The 15,625-nt window shown below is 63.6% G+C and carries 14 protein-coding genes; 7 read left to right on the forward strand and 7 right to left on the reverse strand.

Annotated elements, in window-relative coordinates:
- The first annotated feature begins 26 nt into the window (after window positions 1–26).
- From MK745_RS17085 to pdeM, 6 genes are all read left to right on the forward strand, one after another.
- Window positions 27–1,358, forward strand: coding sequence for a lyase family protein (locus MK745_RS17085; RefSeq protein WP_243614442.1), 1,332 nt, complete (start codon window positions 27–29; stop codon window positions 1,356–1,358).
- An 88-nt stretch (window positions 1,359–1,446) separates the two neighbouring features.
- On the forward strand, window positions 1,447–2,649 hold the full coding sequence (locus MK745_RS17090) for a TCR/Tet family MFS transporter (protein ID WP_243614443.1): 1,203 nt from the start codon (window positions 1,447–1,449) through the stop codon (window positions 2,647–2,649).
- Window positions 2,650–2,735: 86 nt separating this feature from the next.
- Window positions 2,736–3,962: a mandelate racemase/muconate lactonizing enzyme family protein gene (locus MK745_RS17095; protein WP_243614444.1), complete on the forward strand. Its 1,227-nt coding sequence runs from the start codon at window positions 2,736–2,738 to the stop codon at window positions 3,960–3,962.
- A 65-nt stretch (window positions 3,963–4,027) separates the two neighbouring features.
- Window positions 4,028–4,360: an ArsR/SmtB family transcription factor gene (locus MK745_RS17100; RefSeq protein WP_243614484.1), complete on the forward strand. Its 333-nt coding sequence runs from the start codon at window positions 4,028–4,030 to the stop codon at window positions 4,358–4,360.
- A gap of 4 nt (window positions 4,361–4,364) precedes the next feature.
- Window positions 4,365–6,779 (forward strand): ligase-associated DNA damage response DEXH box helicase, encoded by a 2,415-nt coding sequence (locus MK745_RS17105; protein ID WP_243614445.1) that lies wholly within the window; start codon window positions 4,365–4,367, stop codon window positions 6,777–6,779.
- 106 nt (window positions 6,780–6,885) lie between these two features.
- The gene (gene pdeM, locus MK745_RS17110; RefSeq protein ID WP_243614446.1) at window positions 6,886–7,548 is read left to right on the forward strand and encodes a ligase-associated DNA damage response endonuclease PdeM; all 663 of its coding nucleotides are present in this window, start codon (window positions 6,886–6,888) and stop codon (window positions 7,546–7,548) included.
- On the opposite strand, the gene MK745_RS19870 is transcribed toward pdeM, so the two are convergent.
- Window positions 7,545–8,411: a LytTR family DNA-binding domain-containing protein gene (locus MK745_RS19870; RefSeq protein WP_243614447.1), complete on the reverse strand. Its 867-nt coding sequence runs from the start codon at window positions 8,409–8,411 to the stop codon at window positions 7,545–7,547. The two genes, pdeM and MK745_RS19870, sit on opposite strands and share 4 nt — an antisense overlap.
- 108 nt (window positions 8,412–8,519) lie before the next feature.
- Here MK745_RS19870 and MK745_RS17120 point away from each other — a divergent pair, with 108 nt between their 5' ends.
- Window positions 8,520–8,891: a PaaI family thioesterase gene (locus tag MK745_RS17120; RefSeq protein WP_243614448.1), complete on the forward strand. Its 372-nt coding sequence runs from the start codon at window positions 8,520–8,522 to the stop codon at window positions 8,889–8,891.
- A 73-nt stretch (window positions 8,892–8,964) separates the two neighbouring features.
- On the opposite strand, the gene folD is transcribed toward MK745_RS17120, so the two are convergent.
- The 6 genes from folD to ftsH form a co-directional block, all read right to left on the reverse strand.
- Window positions 8,965–9,867: a bifunctional methylenetetrahydrofolate dehydrogenase/methenyltetrahydrofolate cyclohydrolase FolD gene (gene folD / locus MK745_RS17125; protein ID WP_243614449.1), complete on the reverse strand. Its 903-nt coding sequence runs from the start codon at window positions 9,865–9,867 to the stop codon at window positions 8,965–8,967.
- Between the two features lie 51 nt (window positions 9,868–9,918).
- Complete coding sequence (locus MK745_RS17130) at window positions 9,919–10,224, reverse strand: chorismate mutase (RefSeq protein ID WP_243614450.1); 306 nt, start codon at window positions 10,222–10,224, stop codon at window positions 9,919–9,921.
- Window positions 10,225–10,281: 57 nt separating this feature from the next.
- Window positions 10,282–11,958 (reverse strand): formate--tetrahydrofolate ligase, encoded by a 1,677-nt coding sequence (locus MK745_RS17135; protein WP_243614451.1) that lies wholly within the window; start codon window positions 11,956–11,958, stop codon window positions 10,282–10,284.
- Between the two features lie 209 nt (window positions 11,959–12,167).
- On the reverse strand, window positions 12,168–12,767 hold the full coding sequence (locus tag MK745_RS17140; protein ID WP_243614452.1) for an MOSC domain-containing protein: 600 nt from the start codon (window positions 12,765–12,767) through the stop codon (window positions 12,168–12,170).
- Window positions 12,768–12,781: 14 nt separating this feature from the next.
- Complete coding sequence (locus MK745_RS17145; RefSeq protein ID WP_243614453.1) at window positions 12,782–13,558, reverse strand: methyltransferase domain-containing protein; 777 nt, start codon at window positions 13,556–13,558, stop codon at window positions 12,782–12,784.
- A gap of 58 nt (window positions 13,559–13,616) precedes the next feature.
- Window positions 13,617–15,536, reverse strand: coding sequence for an ATP-dependent zinc metalloprotease FtsH (gene ftsH, locus MK745_RS17150; RefSeq protein WP_243614454.1), 1,920 nt, complete (start codon window positions 15,534–15,536; stop codon window positions 13,617–13,619).
- Between the last annotated feature and the right edge of the window lie 89 nt (window positions 15,537–15,625).

Below are 15,625 nucleotides of genomic sequence, written 5' to 3' on the forward strand. Positions count from 1 at the left end.
ACACCGATTGCCCGAAGGACGCTACCATGGCCGCTTCCCTCTTCGATAGCCCGCACTACGCTCGCCTCTTCCCCACGGGCGAGGCCGGTCGGCTCTTTTCCGACACGGCAGAGGTCCGTGCCATGCTGCTCGTCGAAGGCACACTGGCCAAGGTGCAGGGAAGCCTCGGCATCATTCCCGAAGATAGCGCCTTTTTCATTCACCGCTCCGCCATGGAGGTGCAGATCGACCCGGCAGGCCTTGCCGAGGCGACCGGGACCAACGGCGTCTCTGTTCCCGGCCTCGTCGCCGGGTTCCGCAAAGCGATGGAAGCGCCGGATCATGCGCAATATGTCCATTGGGGCGCGACCTCGCAGGATGTGATCGACACCGGCCTCATGCTGCGCCTGCGTTCGCTCCTGTCACTCTGCGAGAAAGACCTGCGTGAAACGCTGACCGCCCTTGCCGCGCTGGCCGAGACCCATGCTGACACCCCCATGAGCGCCCGCACCTATGGCCAACACGCGACCCTGACCTCCTTTGGCGCGCAAGCCGCCGAATGGGGCAATCCGCTCTTCGGCCTGTTGAACGAACTCCCCGCCCTGCGCGAGGCCTGCCTCATGGTCTCGCTCTCCGGCGCCGCCGGAACCGCAGGCGCCTTCGGCCCAAAGGCCCCGGCGATCCGCACGGCGCTCGCAAAAGAGCTGAACCTCGCCGATCCCGGCAGAAGCTGGCACACTGACCGCACACCGATCCTGCGCATCGCGGACTGGCTGACCCGCCTCGCACAGGCGCTCGGCAAACTCGGAGAAGACCTGATCGCCATGGTCATGTCGGGCATTGGCGAGGTCGATCTCGGCGGTGGCGGCGGCTCCTCCACCATGCCGCAGAAACAGAACCCCGTCGCCCCCTCCGCCCTCGTGGCTCTGGCCGCGCAGGCGCGGGGCCACCTCGCGACCCTGCAAGGCGCGTCGCTCCAGAAACACCAACGCGACGGCGCGGCCTGGTTCACCGAATGGCTGACCCTGCCCCAGCTCTGCCTCGCCGCTGCCTCTGCGCTGACCATTGCCAAGGACCAAGCCGCCCGCCTCTCCCCGCGTCTCGACGCAATGGCCGAGTCGGTCGATGATCCGCTCGGCCTTGTCCATGCCGAGGCGCTCTCCTTTGCGCTCGCCGCGACCATGACCCGCCCCGACGCACAGGCCGCGACCAAGGCGCTCTGCAAAGAAGCCTTGGCCAGCGACACACCGCTTGCCACGCTGACAGGCCGCGACCACCCGGCGCTCGACACCGCGACGCTCTTTGCGCCCGCGCATCAGATGGGACAGGCCCCGGCCGACGCCCGCGCCTTTGCCGCCAAGGTCGCCGCCCTCTCCTGACCGCTTACCTCTAGGGCAGCAGAAGATAAGCGTTGCATTCTCGTGCGCCGTCCCCAAATTGTCCTGCATTGTTTCGCGGGATAGTCCAATGCGCCCCAACCTTCCGGTTCTCTTTATCTTCCTGACCGTCACGATCGACGCGATCGGCATCGGCCTCATCTTCCCGGTCATGCCTGATCTGATCCGCGACGTGACGGGCGGTGCATTGGCCGACGCCGCGATTTGGGGCGGCATCCTCTCTGCGGTCTTTGCCTTGATGCAAGTGCTTTTCGGCCCCGCCTTGGGGAGCCTCTCGGATCGTTTCGGTCGACGCCCGGTGCTGTTGATCTCGCTTTCAATCATGGCGATCGACTATGTCATCATGGCCATTGCAGGCTCGATCTGGCTCTTGCTGTTCGGGCGTATCATCGGTGGCATCACCGCCGCGACCCATTCCACCGCGACCGCCTACATGGCCGACATCTCCACCCCCGAAGAGAAAGCCCGCCGCTTCGGCCTCATCGGTGCAGCCTTCGGCGTTGGTTTCGTGCTCGGCCCAATCCTTGGCGGCTTGCTGGCCGAATTCGGCACCCGCGCGCCTTTCTGGGCCGCCGCCATCCTGACAAGCGCCAACCTCCTCCTTGGCGCGCTCGTCCTCAAGGAGACCGTAACCGACGCCATCCGCCGCCCCTTCACCCTTGCGCGCGCCAACCCTTTCGCCGCCCTGCGCGCGGTATCTCGCCTGCCTTCGCTTGGCCCGCTCCTCTGGGTGCACTTTCTCTTTCAGGTCGCAACCGCCGTCTACCCCGCCATCTGGGCCTTCTTTACCGCTGAACGGCTCGGCTGGTCGCCGGGGATGATCGGCCTCTCGCTCGCGCTCTACGGTCTCGGCTTTGCTATTGTGCAAGGTACACTCGTCGACCCCGCCATTCGCCTCCTCGGCCATCGCGGCACAGTGCGCGCAGGTCTCTTTATCGAACTGGCGTCGCTGATCTTCCTCGGGCTGGTGACAAGCCCCGTCCTCGTGCTCGCCGTGATCCCCTTTTCCGCCCTCGGCGCCGTGGGGATGCCCGCGCTTCAGGGGATGCTCTCGCGCCGCACACCTGACAATGCCCAAGGCGAGCTACAGGGCGTCATGGCAAGCCTCGCGGCCCTCGCCCTGATCGTCTCGCCGCTTGCCATGACGCAGACCTTCGCCCTCTTTACCCGTCCCGATGCCGCGCTTTATGCCCCCGGTGCGCCCTTCCTCCTTGCCGCGGCCCTCATGGCATGCGCCGTGGCCGTCCTTCTGCGCACCCCGCGCCTCACCTGAAGACGCCGCGAAACGGGGCCACGAATGGTTTGCCTTTTTGTCGCACCTGCCCGAAGCTGATCCAAATCAGGCAAAGGACACCCCCCATGCGATTGCAGGATCTCGACATCATTGTCACAGCGCCCCCGGCCCCCGGCTGGGGCGGACGCTACTGGATACTGGTCAAGGTCACGTCCGACACCGGGATCACAGGTTGGGGCGAATGCTATGCCGCCTCGGTCGGCCCCGACGCCATGACCCACGTGATCCGCGATCTGTTCGAACGGCATTTCTTCGGCGAGAACCCGGAAAATATCGAACGCCTGTTCCGCAAATCCTATTCCTCCGGCTTTACCCAACGCCCCGACCTGACCGTTATGGGCGCCTATTCGGGGCTGGAAATGGCCTGCTGGGACATTCTCGGCAAAGACCGCGACCGCCCTGTCTATGCCCTGCTCGGCGGGTTGATGAACGAACGGCTGCGCGCCTATTCCTACCTCTACCCCCTGCCCGAACATTCAATGGAGGACTTCTGGACCTCGCCCGAGATGGCCGCCGAGTCCGCCCTCGACCTCGTGGCGCGCGGCTATACCGCGGTCAAGTTCGACCCGGCAGGCCCCTACACGATGCGCGGCGGCCATATGCCCGCCATGTCCGACATCACCACCTCCGCCGCCTTCTGCAAGGCGATCCGCGAGGCGGTGGGCGACCGTGCCGATCTCCTCTTTGGCACCCATGGACAATTCACCACCGGTGGCGCCATCCGCCTCGGTCAGGCGATCGAGCCCTATTCCCCGCTCTGGTTCGAGGAACCCGTGCCGCCGGACAACCCCGCTTCCATGGCCGAGGTCGCCCGCGCCGTGCGCATCCCCGTCGCCACCGGCGAGCGCCTGACAACCAAGGCGGAATTCGCCGCCGTCCTCGCCGCCGGGGCCGCCACGATCCTGCAACCGGCGCTTGGCCGATCCGGCGGTCTCTGGGAGACCAAGAAGATCGCCGCGCTGGCCGAAGTCCACAACGCGCAAATGGCGCCGCATCTCTATGCCGGACCCGTTGAATGGGCCGCCAATATTCATCTCGCCGCCTCGATCCCCAACCTTCTGATGATCGAAACCATCGAGACCCCGTTCCACGACGCCCTCATCAAATCCAAGATTCGCGTCGAGGACGGCTTTGTGCTGCCCCCAGAAGATCCCGGCCTCGGGATTGAAGTGGACGAAGACCTCGCCCGCGCCCACCCCTATACCGGCACCGGGCTGCACCTCGAGATGCGCGACGCGCCCTGCGACTATGCCAATGGCAACAATTTTCAGGGGGGCGCCCCCGCGACATGATCTCGCACTCTGCAAATTCCCGTGCTATATCTGCGCAACAAACCAAAGGACATGCGACCTTGAAGATGGACGAAATCCCCGCCCCGCCTTCCGAAATGGCCCGCAGCGCCGCCAGCGCCGCAGCCTATCTCAAGACCCTCGCCCATGAAGGGCGGCTGATGATCCTCTGTCATCTCGGGTCCGGGGAGAAATCGGTTGGCGAGCTGGAACAGCTTCTCGAAATCCGTCAGGCCGCGGTGAGCCAGATGCTCGCCCGCCTGCGCGAAGAGGGCCTCGTCCAGACCCGCCGCGACGGCAAGACCATCTTCTACAGCCTCGCCGACGAGAGCACCGCCGAAGTGATCGCCATGCTCTACCGCCTGTTCTGCGGCCCCGGCACGGACGCCTCCGAGGCCTGATCCCATGCCGCTCCCGGCCCTGCCGCCTGCGCTCGCGGATTGGTTCGCCGCGCGCGGCTGGTCGCCCCACCCGCATCAAATCGAGATGCTGGCGCGTGCTGATGCCCCCGCCACGCTTCTCATCGCGCCCACCGGCGGCGGCAAAACGCTTGCGGGCTTCCTACCAACACTGGCCGACCTCGCGAGTGCCCCCCATGAGGGGCTGCACACGCTCTATATCTCGCCGCTGAAGGCGCTTGCCGCCGACATCAAGCGCAACCTGCGCCGACCCGTCGAGGAGATGGGCCTCGCCATCCGTATTGAGGACCGCACCGGCGACACCTCGCAATCCCGCCGCAAGGCCCAGCGCGCCGACCCGCCCCATATCCTGCTGACCACGCCGGAAAGCCTCGCGCTCCTGATCTCCTACCCCGACGCCCCGCATATCTTCCGGGGCCTCAAACGCGTCATCGTGGACGAGGTGCACGCGCTGGCCGAGAGCAAGCGTGGCGATCAGCTCATGCTTGCGCTCTCGCGCCTGCAAACGCTCTGCCCCGACCTGCGCCGCACCGGCCTTTCCGCGACGGTCGATGACCCCGCCGCCATCGCCAGCTTCCTCGCCCGGCATCCCGATCCTTGCGACATCCTCGTGGCCGATCCCGGCCCCGATCCTGACATCACCATGCTTGAGACGGACGAGGCCCCGCCCTGGTCCGGCGGCGGCGCAGCCTACGCGATCCCCGCGGTGATGGAACAAATCCGCCGCCACAAGACAACGCTCATCTTTCACAACACCCGCGCCCAGGCCGAAATTTTCTTTCACAACCTCTGGCTCGCCAACGAGGACGCCCTGCCTATTGCGGTGCATCACGGCTCCCTCGACCGGGCCCAGCGCGAACGGGTCGAGGCCGCAATGCAAGAGGGCGCTCTGCGCGCCATCGTCTGCACCGGCTCTCTCGACCTCGGCATCGACTGGGGCGATGTGGACCTCGTGATTCAGGTCGGCGCGCCGAAGAACGTCAAACGCCTTGTGCAGCGGATCGGCCGCGCCAATCACCGCTACAACGCCCCTTCCAAGGCGCTCCTTGTGCCCGCTAACCGGTTCGAAGTCGTCGAATGTGTCGCCGCGCTCGAAGCGGTGCGCGCCCATGCGCTGGACGGTGCGCCGCGCGGCCCCGGCCCCCGCGATGTCTTGTGCCAACATATGCTGCTCACCGCCGCCTCCGGTCCATTCGACGCCGACGCGCTCTTTGCCGAAGTCACAACCGCTGGCCCCTACGCCCCCCTCACGCGCGCGGCCTTCGACGCCTGCCTCGATTTCTGCGCCACGGGCGGCTATGCCCTGCGCGCCTATGACCGCTGGCAGCGCCTGAAACAAACGCCGGACGGGCTTTGGCACCTGCGCGACCCACGCACGGCGGCGCGCATCCGCATGAACGCCGGAACGATCATCGACACCGAGACGCTCAAGGTTCGCATGGCCCGAAGCCGTGGCGGCAAACCCTTGGGCGAAGTCGAAGAGGCCTTCGCCGCAACCCTGACACCGGGCGACACCTTCCTCATCGGTGGCAAGGTCGTGCGCTATGAAGGCCTGCGCGAGATGACCGTCGAAGTCTCCCGCTCCGCTGCCAAGAACCCCAAGGTCGCCGTCTTCTCCGGCACCAAGTTCGCAACCTCGACCCAGCTTTCGGATCGCATTCTGCGCCTCCTGCAACAAGACGACTGGCCCAACCTGCCCGATCACACCGCCGATTGGCTTTCCCTCCAACGCTCCCTGTCACAGCTCCCTGCCCCCGACCGTCTACTGATCGAAAGCTTCCCGCGCGATGGGCGCGAAAATCTCTGCATCTACGGATTCGCAGGCCGCAACGCGCAACAAACCCTCGGCCTCTTGATCACCAAACGCATGGAGGAAATGGGCCTCGCGCCGATGGGTTTTGTCGCCACCGACTATGCAACCCTGATCTGGGGCCTCGATGCGCTGCACGACCCCGCGCGCCTTCTCGACCCCGTGACTCTGCGCGACGGGTTCGACACATGGCTCTCCGAGAATAGCCTGATGAAACGCACTTTCCGCGCCTCCGCCACCATCGCGGGCCTGATCGAGCGCAACATCGCAGGCCAGCGCAAGTCTGGACGACAGGCGACATTCTCCTCCGATATCCTCTATGACACGCTGCTGAAATACGACCCCGACCACCTTTTGATGTCGATCACTCGCGAAGAAGCCATGCGCGGTCTTGTCGATTTCTCGCGCATCGAAGACATGCTCGCCCGGATCGGGGATCGTATCGACCTCTGCCGCTGCGATCACGTCACCCCTCTGGCCGCTCCGCTCTTTCTTGAGGTCGGCAAGGTCCGGATCGACGGCGCCGCCGAAGAGCGCCTCCTTGCCGAAGAAAGCGCCCGCGTCATGGCCGAGGCCGGCGTCGCCCCCTGACCCGAGCGGCGGAATTCCGCACCGACGCAATACCGACGTCATACCGACGCGATACAGACCCCTGTTTTTCCTTGTGAAACGCCCCCGTTTCGCGCACCAATATGCCATGCAAAGCGTGCCCTTTACCCTTGCCGGAACCCGCCTCGAAGCCCTCGGCTCCGGCGCGCTCTGGTGGCAGGACCGCAGCCTCCTTTGCGTCTCTGATTTGCATTTGGGAAAGTCCGACCGCCTTGCCCGCAACGGTGCCGCCCCCCTGCCCCCATACGAGACCCGCGACACGCTCCTGCGGCTTGAGGCGGACCTGACACAGACCGGCGCCGGAACGGTCATCTGCCTCGGCGATAGCTTCGATGACCTCGCCGCGCTTGAAAGCCTGTCCGAAGATGACCGCCTCTGGATCGCACGGCTTCAGGCCGGGCGGCGCTGGGTTTGGATCGAAGGCAATCACGATCCCGGCCCGATCGACCTCGGCGGCAGTCACCTCTCTGAACTGCCCGCACCGCCCCTGACCTTTCGACATATCGCGAAACCGGGGAAAAGCGGCGAAATTTCAGGCCATTACCACCCCAAGGCGACGATCCGCACGCGCCACCGCACGATCACGCGCCCGGCTTTTCTGTTTGATACGGACCGGGTGATCCTCCCCGCCTATGGCACTTATACGGGTGGCCTGCGCAGCCACGATGCTGCACTCACGTCGCTTATGCGCCCCGAGGCCCGCGCCATCCTGACGGGGCCGACACCGCGCCTTGTCGACATGCCACGCTAAAGAAGCCCCGCCTCTTCTAAGATCGGTCGCGCGCCCCGGCTGACCGGCACCCGCGCGCCTGTGTGCAGGCTGAGGAAAAGGCGGCCTTGGTCGCGCACCACCCCATCAATCGCCTCTCGGGCGACCCAATGGGACCGGTGCACCCGCAGCCCCGGCACTCCATCCATCGCATCAATCGCATCCGCAAGCCGCATCCGAAGCGACGTCGTGCCCTTTTCCGTGTGCACATCCACATGATGATCGCAGACCGACAAATGCAGGATCGTCTCCCCCGCGTCTTCCGGCAAGCGTCGCAGCAAAACCGGCCGCGCCCCCTCCGCCGCTTCCGGTTCAGGATCTGAGCGCGGCTCTTCCTCCGCAACCGTAGGGGGCGCAGATTTGGCCCCGCGCCGCACCACCAATTGGCGCAGGAACACCACGCCCACAGTCACCAAGAGCACGTTCACGAACAAAACGGGCAGGTCCGGCGTCATCGGCCGAGCGTGGGTGAAAAGCTGCGTCACGCCCCAAACACCGCCGGTCACGAAGACCGCCGTGAGCACCGCGCCGCCAAGGGCCTCCCAAACGCTGCCAGCCTCGGCGCCAGCCAGGGCGATCAAGCCGAACGCCGTCCGACCAAGCAGGATCGACACCACGGACACAAGGCCCCAGTAGACCGCTCTCTCGGAAAGGGACATGGCGTCAAAGGTGCCGAACGGTCCTGCGAACGCGCCGATCAATGCAGCAAGCAAAGCAATCGCGATGATCTCCACCGAAAGGAGTTTCCGGTATGAACGCAAGAAGTCTGCCGCTCGCTCTGTCACCGTATCCGCCTGTGCCGTTTCGTCATTCCGCGCAAAGCCCTCTTGACGCGAAGGGCGCACGCTTGAACCCTGATTATGCATGACGCGACAAAATCGAGAAGGGGAATGTAAGTGGCTTTGTCACCGCAAGTAATTCAGAAACTCCATAAAAGTTTCGCCGCTCAGGCCATGATGGACACGATCGGGGCCTCGATCGAGGACATTTCCAAGGGCCAAGTGACCCTGATCAGTGAGATTCGCCCCTCCTGCCTGCAACAACACGGTTTCGGCCATGCGGCCCTGACCTTCGCGCTTGGCGATACGGCGGCGGGCTACGCGGCGTTGAGCGTCATGCCAGATGAGGCCGAGGTGTTGACCACGGAAATGAAGATCAACCTTCTCGCGCCCTCCAAGGGCCGTCGCCTGCGCGCCGTGGGGCGTGTCATCAAACCCGGTCGTCGCCTCGTCATTACCCAAGCCGATGTCTATGCCGAAGACGAGAGCGGCACCGAGACCCATATCGCGCTCCTGACTGGCACGATGATCCCCGTTCTTCCATAGGCCATAGAAAAAGGGCCGGTCCCTCGCGACGCAGCCCTTCTTCTTCTCTGTGCAAATACTCCCGCCGGAGGCGTCAGGCCGTCAGGCCTTCTGGCTCGGCAAGCCCGTTCGCGCGGCAGCAGGCCGTCACGGTGTTCGCGAGCAGGCAGGCAATGGTCATCGGACCAACACCGCCCGGCACCGGGGTGATCGCGCCGGCCTTCTCGGCACAGCTTTCGAAATGGCAATCGCCGACGAGGCGCGTCTTGCCTTCGCCCTTTTCCGGTGCGTCGATGCGGTTGATACCCACGTCGATCACCGTCGCCCCTTCCTTGATCCAGTCGCCCGGCACCATCTCGGGACGGCCCACGGCGGCGACCACGATATCGGCGCGGCGCACGACCTCGGGAAGGTCTTTCGTGCGCGAATGCGCGATGGTCACGGTGCAGCTATCGCCAAGCAGAAGCTGCGCCATCGGTTTGCCGACGATGTTCGAACGTCCAATCACAACCGCATCCATGCCCGACAGGCTCCCGTGATGGTCGCGCAGCATCATCAGACAGCCAAGCGGCGTGCACGGCACCATGCTCTTCTGTCCGGTGCCAAGAAGGCCAACGTTGGAGATGTGGAACCCGTCCACGTCCTTTTCCGGTGCGATGCTGTTGATGACGAGATCTTCGTCGAGATGCCCCGGAAGCGGAAGCTGCACGAGGATACCATGCACCGCCGGATCCGTGTTGAGCTTGTCGATCAGCGCCAGCAGGTCCGCCTCGGACGTATCGGCGTCGAGCTTATGCTCAAAGGAATTCATGCCAACTTCGACGGTCTGCTTGCCCTTGGAACGCACATAGACCTGACTTGCAGGATCTTCGCCCACGAGCACGACCGCGAGGCCCGGCGTGATGCCGTTCTCTTCCTTAAGACGCGCCACGTGATGCGCAACTTTCTCGCGCACCGTCGCCGCAAAGGCTTTCCCGTCAATGATCTGCGCCGTCATGTCTGTCTTCCTTCTGCTCCACCCGGACAACGCCCACCAGCGCCCCGAGGTTCAATCTCCGCCAATCTGACGGGCTTCACGGGCAATGGACCACTCGATCAGATCCCGCCAAAGCCCTTCAGCCAAATCGGGATCAAGCCCTTCACCCTCTGCCGCCAGACGCACCTTGGTCACCACGTCTTCGACCCGATCAGGTATGCGCGCGGGCAAGCCGGTCTGCGCCTTAATCTCGATCGCGCGGTCAATGTATCCCGCTCGTAGCGCCAGAAGCGAAATGAGCTTCCGGTCAAGGTCGTCGATTTCGCCGCGCAGCACTTGCATCGTGTCGCATGCACCGGGCGATTTCGGCTTGGTCATCTTTGCTCGCTCCTGTGGCGCAAATCGCTTTGCGCCACAGAAATCTCATTTTGTCGCTTAGAACAAGCCCTCGATTTCGCCTTCTGCGTTGAGCCGGATATTCTCCGACGCAGGGCGCGACGGCAGGCCCGGCATGGTCATGATCTCGCCGCAGACGACGACGACGAACCCCGCGCCCGCGCTGAGACGCACTTCACGCACCGGCACCGAGTGACCAAGCGGCGCGCCGCGCAGGTTCGGGTCGGTCGAGAAGGAATACTGCGTCTTGGCCATGCAGATCGGCAGGTGGCCATAGCCCGCCTCTTCCCACTGGCGAAGCTGGTCGCGGATTTTCTGATCCGCGAGAACCTCGTCGGCGCGGTAGATGCGCTTGGCGATGGTTTCGATCTTCTCAAACAGGCTCAGCTCATCGCGGTAGAGCGGCGCGAACTGGCTGACGTTGGCATCCGCGATCTCGGCCACACGGGTGGCGAGCTCTTCGGTGCCTTCCGAGCCCTTGGCCCAGTGCTGGCAGAGGATCGCTTCGGAGCCCTGCGCCTCGACATAGTCCTTCACGGCCTGCACTTCGGCGTCGGTATCGGTGACGAAGTGGTTGATCGCGACGACAACCGGCACACCAAAGGTCTTGAGGTTCGAGATGTGACGGCCAAGGTTCGGGCAGCCTTCCTGAACCGCTTCGACGTTCTCTGCACCAAGGTCCGCCTTGGCAACACCACCGTTCATCTTCATCGCGCGCACGGTCGCAACAAGCACCACACAGTCGGGCGCAAGGCCGGCCTTGCGGCACTTGATGTTCATGAACTTCTCGGCCCCGAGGTCGGCACCGAAACCGGCTTCGGTCACGACATAGTCAGCCACCTTGAGCGCGGTGGTGGTTGCCGCCACCGAGTTACAGCCATGCGCGATGTTGGCGAACGGGCCGCCGTGTACGAAGGCCGGGTTGTTCTCGAGGGTCTGCACGAGGTTCGGCTGCATCGCGTCCTTGAGCAGAACGGTCATCGCGCCGTCCGCCTTGATGTCGCGGCAGTAGATCGGGGTGCGGTCACGGCGATAGGCCACGATCATGTCGCCAAGGCGCTTCTCGAGATCTTCGAGGCTGGTCGCGAGGCAGAGGATCGCCATGACTTCCGAGGCCACGGTGATGTCGAAACCGGTCTGACGCGGGAACCCGTTGGCCACGCCACCAAGCGAGGTCACGACATCGCGCAGCGCGCGGTCGTTCATGTCGAGCACGCGTTTCCAGGTCACGCGGCGCTCGTCGATCTCGAGCGTGTTGCCCCAGTAGATGTGGTTGTCGATCATTGCCGACAGGAGGTTGTGCGCTGCGGTGATGGCGTGGAAGTCGCCGGTGAAGTGGAGGTTCATGTCCTCCATCGGCACGACCTGCGCATAGCCGCCGCCTGCCGCGCCGCCCTTCATCCCGAAGTTCGGGCCAAGCGATGCTTCGCGGATACAGATCGCCGCTTTCTTGCCGATACGGTTCAGACCGTCGCCAAGACCCACGGTGGTGGTGGTCTTGCCTTCGCCGGCCGGGGTCGGGTTGATGGCGGTCACAAGAATGAGCTTGCCGTTCTCGTTGCCCTGCACGGAGTTGATGAACTCTTGGCTCACCTTGGCCTTGTCATGGCCAAACGGCAGGAGCGAATCCGAGTCGATGCCCAGCTTCGCGCCGATCTCTTGGATCGGCTTCTTGTTTGCCTCGCGGGCAATTTCGATATCTGTTTTGTAGCTCATGGCGATCCCTGTCCAGGCGGGGTTGGTTGAATTCTGCCCATTTGCATAACCCCTCAGCAACCTGAGTCGGGTCGCATTTCCGACATTTCCATCGCCGCTTGCGTCCAACATGTCGCAGCGGTTTCTTTTCGGAAACGTTTCTGACCGGCCCGGAAACGCAAAAACGCCCCGGTGAGGGGCGTTCTGTAAAATCAGCGATGAGTCCGCAGCTACTGCGCACGCGCCTCGTCGAGAGCGGCCCAGGGTCGTTGGTCGGGGATATGCAAGCGTAGGATATCGCCAATCCGGATCACACCCTCGCGCTCAACCCAGCCTACGACACCACGTTTGCCTTCCGCGGCCTCCTTGAAGGCCTTGCCTGCACCGGGCTGTTCTTTCTCGATGACGCGGCCGGGCAGGACACAGGGGCGGTTCTCCATGTCGATCACAATGGTCGCGCCACTATCGGCCTGAAGCCGCGACGAGGGCGGCAGGTGGCTGAAATCCGGCAAGCCGCGCAGGATCATCGACGCTCCGACCCATGCAGGATCAAACTCTTCCACGCCAATCGCCTCGGCCACCTGTTCAAGCTCTTCCGCCGACAAAAGCGACAACTGCCGGGAATTGGCGATTTGCGTGCCCCGCGGATGTTGCGAAAGCACCCTGCTACACGAGGCCCGCGTCAACCCGCCATGGCATTCCCCCTCCACGCCGGCAAACCCGAGCGCCATTTCCTCAAGCGGCTCTGCGCGCAGGTCTTCGACACTGTCGGCCACCCTCCCGAGCCACAACACCTCGGCAAAAAAATCAGTTGGTTTCAGGGCGGGCATGGCTTTCCCTTTCTTCAGGACAAGGCGCGCTGCAGCACAAAAAACAGGCGGCGGAACGGGAACAAGACCGTCCCATCCGCGCGCAGCGGGTAGGCTTTCGCCATAGCTGCTTCATAGGCCTCGATCAAGCGGGCCTGATCCTCCGTATCCCCTGCCGCCTCAAGATAGGGGCGCCCATAGGTGCTTTCGGAAAAGAGCCGTACAGGATGGCCATCCGCCGCCGCGGGCAGGTTCTGGTAATACTCCGTTTCCCAGATGTGCAAGGCACCCAACGGTGAAAGCAGATCGAAATAAGCGGCCGGGTCAAGAACCTCGGAACGCTTGCCAATCTCCCGATCGCCAAACAGGGCGGCAAAGGCCTCTCCCCAGCCCCGATGTGACGGCGCGTGGGTCTGATGTGGCATCTGCACGGCAAGAACGCCCCCCGACACGAGGCATTGCGCCAGACGCGGCAATAGCGTCTCATGCTCATCGAGCCATTGCAGGGCCGCATTGGAAAACACGAGCGCAGGGGCGGTATCGGGCTCCCACGCGGCGATATCGGCCTCAAGCAACTCGCTGAACCCCTCGGTCTCGAGCGCCTTGCCAAGCATTTTCGGAGAGCGGTCCACGCCAACAAGACGTCGACCCGGATACCGCATGGCAAGCGCAGCCCCCATGACACCACTGCCACAACCAAGATCCACGATATCACCGCCCGGCACGTCTCCGACCCGCGCCAGAAGATCTAGCGCTGGCTGAAGCCGCACATCGGCGAACCGGCCATAGCTATCAGGTCTCCAATCCCTCATCGCATCTTGCCTCCCCTCATCATAAAAAAGGCCGGGGTTTCCCCCGGCCTTCCTGTCGTCATGCTGTCGGTTCCGGTTCCATACCGCCATCGCCCTCAGGCTTCTTGCGCGGTTTGGTCTTCGGGATCGCAGTGACCGAGGGCGCATTGCCTTCACCCTCGTCCCCGGCGTCGTCCTCGCCCGATTGCGGCGGCTCGCCCCGCATCACGCGTTTGATCTCGTCGCCGGTCAGCGTTTCGTACTCAAGAAGCCCCTGCGCAAGGCGCTCCCATTCTTCGTTCTTCTCGGTGAGAACCTTGTAGGCGCGCTCATAGCCCCCTTGGATGAGGCGCTTAACCTCTTCCTCGATAAGCTCCTTCGTGTGCGCCGAGACCGAGAAACCGCCGGTATTGCCCTGATAGCCCTCATGCGCCTCGGCATAGTCGATATTGCCGACCTTGTCGGACATGCCCCAGCGCATCACCATGGCACGCGCCAACTGGCTCGCCTGCATGATGTCGCCCGCCGGGCCGTTCGACACGTGATCTTCGCCGTATTTGAGGATCTCTGCGGCCTTGCCCGCCATGGTCATGGCAAGCTTCTGCTCGCATTCATCGCGGTGATAGTTGAGACGGTCCATCTCAGGCAGGCTGACCACCATCCCCAACGCGCCACCACGCGGAATGATCGTCGCCTTATAGACCGGATCACAGAGCGGCAGCTCGAGGCCGACAACGGCATGGCCCGCTTCGTGATAGGCGGTCTTTTCCTTCTGGTCCTGCGTGAGCACCATCGAGCGACGCTCGGCCCCCATCATGACCTTGTCCTTGGCGTTCTCGAAATCTTCCATGGTCACGAACCGCCGTCCCACGCGCGCCGCCATAAGCGCCGCCTCGTTCACGAGGTTGGCAAGGTCCGCCCCGGAAAAGCCCGGCGTGCCGCGCGCGATGATGCGCAGGTCGACATCCGGGCCAAGCGGGGTCTTGCGGGCATGGACGCCAAGGATCTTCTCGCGGCCCTTGATATCGGGGTTGCCCACGGTGACGTTGCGGTCAAAACGACCGGGACGCAGAAGCGCCGGGTCAAGAACGTCTTTACGGTTGGTCGCGGCAAGGATGATGACGCCTTCATTGGCCTCGAACCCGTCCATCTCGACCAGAAGCTGGTTGAGCGTCTGTTCGCGCTCGTCATTGCCACCACCGATGCCAACACCGCGCGACCGGCCCACGGCGTCGATCTCGTCGATGAAGACGATACAGGGCGCGTTCTTCTTCGCCTGCTCGAACATGTCGCGCACACGGCTTGCGCCGACACCGACGAACATCTCAACGAAATCCGAACCGGAAATGGTGAAGAAGGGCACGCCCGCCTCGCCCGCAATCGCGCGCGCAAGAAGCGTCTTACCCGTACCCGGAGGGCCCACAAGAAGCGCGCCTTTCGGGATCTTGCCGCCAAGGCGCGAGAATTTCTGCGGGTTGCGCAGGAATTCAACGATCTCTTCAAGCTCTTCCTTGGCTTCGTCGATGCCTGCCACGTCGTCAAAGGTCACGCGGCCATGTTTCTCGGTAAGCATCTTGGCCTTGGACTTGCCAAAGCCCATCGCGCCGCCTTTGCCGCCGCCCTGCATCCGGTTCATGAAATAGATCCACACACCGATCAAAAGGAGGAACGGCAGCAGGCTCAGGATGAACGACTGAAAGCCCGATTGCTCTTGGCTCTCGGCCTTGATCGGGATGCCATTGTCGATCAGAAGCTTGGTCACTTCTGCGTCTTCCGGCTTGATGGTGACAAAATCGCCGCCGCTCGTCGTCCGGTAGCGAACCTGTTCCCCGTCGAGCGTGACGCTGCTGACGTTGCCATCATCGACGGCCTGCACGAACTCCGAATAGCCGATCTCGCGGCTTTGCAGGTTGTTGTTGCCACCGCTGAACAGGTTGAAAAGGGCGAGGATCAGCAGAAACAGAACCACCCAAAATGCAATGTTGCGTGCGTTGCCCAAGGCAAAATCTCCCAATCATTGAGTTCCGCTGTCCGTAGCACAGCGGGCTACACTCCTAAATAGAGATCAGAGCATTATGTTCAATGCGT

Source organism: Shimia aestuarii, assembly GCF_022814865.1.
Taxonomy (GTDB): domain Bacteria; phylum Pseudomonadota; class Alphaproteobacteria; order Rhodobacterales; family Rhodobacteraceae; genus Shimia; species Shimia aestuarii_A.

Bases quoted from the DNA above. Each gene is read 5' to 3' on its own strand.
- MK745_RS17095 (WP_243614444.1), top strand. From the start codon at position 2,736: ATGCGATTGCAGGATCTCGACATCATTGTCACAGCGCCCCCGGCCCCC.
- MK745_RS17120 (WP_243614448.1), top strand. From the start codon at position 8,520: ATGATGGACACGATCGGGGCCTCGATCGAGGACATTTCCAAGGGCCAA.
- folD (WP_243614449.1), bottom strand. From the start codon at position 9,867: ATGACGGCGCAGATCATTGACGGGAAAGCCTTTGCGGCGACGGTGCGC.
- MK745_RS17135 (WP_243614451.1), bottom strand. From the start codon at position 11,958: ATGAGCTACAAAACAGATATCGAAATTGCCCGCGAGGCAAACAAGAAG.
- MK745_RS17130 (WP_243614450.1), bottom strand. From the start codon at position 10,224: ATGACCAAGCCGAAATCGCCCGGTGCATGCGACACGATGCAAGTGCTG.
- MK745_RS17100 (WP_243614484.1), top strand. From the start codon at position 4,028: ATGGACGAAATCCCCGCCCCGCCTTCCGAAATGGCCCGCAGCGCCGCC.
- MK745_RS17145 (WP_243614453.1), bottom strand. From the start codon at position 13,558: ATGAGGGATTGGAGACCTGATAGCTATGGCCGGTTCGCCGATGTGCGG.
- MK745_RS17090 (WP_243614443.1), top strand. From the start codon at position 1,447: ATGCGCCCCAACCTTCCGGTTCTCTTTATCTTCCTGACCGTCACGATC.
- MK745_RS17140 (WP_243614452.1), bottom strand. From the start codon at position 12,767: ATGCCCGCCCTGAAACCAACTGATTTTTTTGCCGAGGTGTTGTGGCTC.
- MK745_RS17105 (WP_243614445.1), top strand. From the start codon at position 4,365: ATGCCGCTCCCGGCCCTGCCGCCTGCGCTCGCGGATTGGTTCGCCGCG.
- pdeM (WP_243614446.1), top strand. From the start codon at position 6,886: ATGCAAAGCGTGCCCTTTACCCTTGCCGGAACCCGCCTCGAAGCCCTC.
- MK745_RS17085 (WP_243614442.1), top strand. From the start codon at position 27: ATGGCCGCTTCCCTCTTCGATAGCCCGCACTACGCTCGCCTCTTCCCC.